1 protein-coding gene is annotated in these 2469 nt (G+C 49.4%); it reads left to right on the top strand.

Features of this window, described 5'->3' with window-relative positions; genetic code table 11:
* The first annotated feature begins 569 nt into the window (after positions 1-569).
* Positions 570-2102 carry a sodium:alanine symporter family protein gene (locus QZN42_RS10120; protein WP_296957341.1) on the top strand — a complete coding sequence of 511 codons (1533 nt, stop codon included), beginning with the start codon at positions 570-572 and terminating at the stop codon, positions 2100-2102.
* The last annotated feature ends 367 nt before the right edge of the window (positions 2103-2469 follow it).

Genomic DNA, 2469 nt, shown 5'->3' with positions numbered 1-2469 from the left:
AGGGTGAATAAAGGCTTATTTCCCCTATATATGATAGAAGAACTTCGATTTAGAGGTATTTTATACGCTGCTAAGTTAATGATATTGTAGTTAATAGTTGCATTGTACACAGGCGGGCAATGGAACGATTTCCCTGTAAGCCCTATCTGCGGAACTTTATTTCCAAATGCTGAAAGACACGTCCCTTGCGTGAGGGATTATTAACTATTATCCATTAACAGTATTTGAAGCCGGCTGCATGAAAAGTTTTTACATCCTGAGCCGGGCCGCTGACTACTGAGAACTGATAACTAAGAAATAACCACTAACTACAAACCATTTTTCCCCTTCGGCCTGATAAAGACAGAAATCGTCCTGAAAAGTGCATATATTTACCTCATTTATACTTTTCTTTTTTAATATAATGAAGTATAATAATACCAATCAGATAATGGGCAAGGGAGCCTGCGGGAATTCATCTGCAGGCTCTTTCTGTTTTTTCTCCGCCGGGCATGGCGGAATGAAAATAAAAGACGGTCTTGCCTGTTCCGGAGAGCGGGGACTCTTCCGGTGGAAAGGAGAGGGTTTTTATGGAAGGTTTATTTGCGGCACTCAATGCGGTGCTCTCGTTCGTCACGCCGGTTTCGGACTTTTTCTGGGATTTCCCGAAAATGTTCGGTTTCTGGAAGGCCATCCCTGTACTGGGTTCTTTCTCGCTGGCCATCATCGTACTGGTGGGGTCCGGCATTTATTTCACTCTGCGTCTCGGATTCATCCAGGTGCGCCTCTTTAAGCGGGGCATGAAGACGCTTTCCCAGAAACGAAGCATCAGTACCGGTATTTCGCCGCTGGCTGCGTTCCTCCTGTCCACGGCCATGCGCGTGGGCCCGGGCAATATGATCGGCGTGACCGGCGCTATCGCGGCCGGCGGTCCGGGGGCACTCTTCTGGATGTGGATTTCCGCCTTCTTCGGTATGGCTACGGCCTTCACCGAAGGAACTCTCGCCCAGATTTTCAAGGAAAAGAGGGGCAAGGACTTTGTCGGCGGCCTTCCTTTCTATGCGAGAGTACTCTGTGGAAATAAAATCTGGGTAGGCACCCTGCTTTCCCTGGTGTATATTATTTATGCCCTTATGTGCCTGCCGGCCCAGGGCTTCAACGTAGTCGTTTCCTCCGGCGCTATCGCAAGCACTTTGATTGGTGCCCAGATTCCGGTGCAGTCCACTTTCTTCTACATCGCATCGGTCATCGTCATCATCCTTATGGTTTATCTGGCTTTCGGCGGTATTCACCGCGTATCCCACTGGTCTGACATTCTCGTACCGGTGATGGCGGTCATTTATGTGCTGACAGCTCTTCTTCTCATCATCACCAATGTGGGAAGCATTCCCTATTTCTTCGGCGCTGTCTTTGCAGGCGCTTTCAAGCCGGAAGCCGTCTTTGGCGGGGCTGTGGGCGTAGCGCTTCTCCAGGGCGTCAAGAGAGGCCTCATGTCCAACGAGGCAGGCCAGGGCACCATTACCATGGCAGCCGCTTCTGCAGAAGCAAAGCACCCCTGTGAACAGGGCATCATTTCCGCTCTCGGTGTATTCCTGGATACCCACGTCATCTGCACCATGACCGGTTTCATCATCGTCATGGCTCACGAATGGGCAGAAAATCCGGAAGCATGGAAGGCAGCCGGCACCTATGCGAAGTTCCTGCTTTCCGTCAACGGTCTCACCCCGGGAGCGCTGCAGAGCTTCATCCAGATCATGGTTTCTGTCTGCTTCTGTCTCTTCGCTTTTACCTGCGTGCTCGGCTTTATTTCCTTCTCTGAAATTTCTGCCAACCGTATCGCTTCTTCGAAAGGTTTCATCAATTTCATCCGCATCCTCTGCGTATTCGTTGCCGCTTTCGGCATTGCCTGCAACATTGCCGGTTACGACCTGTCCAACCTCTGGGCTTTCTCCGATCTGGGCAACATCATCATCGTGTACTGCAACATTCCTATGCTGTACCTGGGCATTAAGTATGTGGTCCAGGCGGCCCGCCAGTACTCCCTGGATGAAGAGGCAAAGTTTGTCTCTGAAAAAGTACTCGGCATCAAGACCGCATACTGGAATGAAGAGGATGAAGATTAGTCTTCACTTCGGTTCTGACCGTTCTGCGTCATTTCGGTAATCGTGATCCGTGATTCGTTCTTCATGAAAGTGGGCGCCTCAAAGTCAATGGGGTGCCCTTTTTATATTAGAATTTTCAATCACTTTTGTCGTGCCTTCGCATGCCGCAGGAGCAGACAGGGCTGCCCGGAAAGGGCTTTTTTCCTGCTGTTTTGGAATTCCGGAAATAAAAAAGGCGTGCATCCTTTCGATGCACGCCGCAAATTTGGAAGACTGTAGACCGGGAAACTAACCACAATGTCATTAACTTAAGAAATTCATAAAATAGTTCAAGTACGCATCGAAAGGTGCGTGCTTTTTTGTGCAAAAAAGTCGAAAAAAATACGAC

Origin of the sequence: uncultured Dialister sp. (assembly GCA_900314595.1) — a bacterium.
In the GTDB taxonomy this organism is placed as follows: domain Bacteria; phylum Bacillota; class Negativicutes; order Veillonellales; family Dialisteraceae; genus Dialister.
Note: the sequence above shows the minus strand (reverse complement) of the source record. Positions and strands in the feature narration are given on the sequence as shown.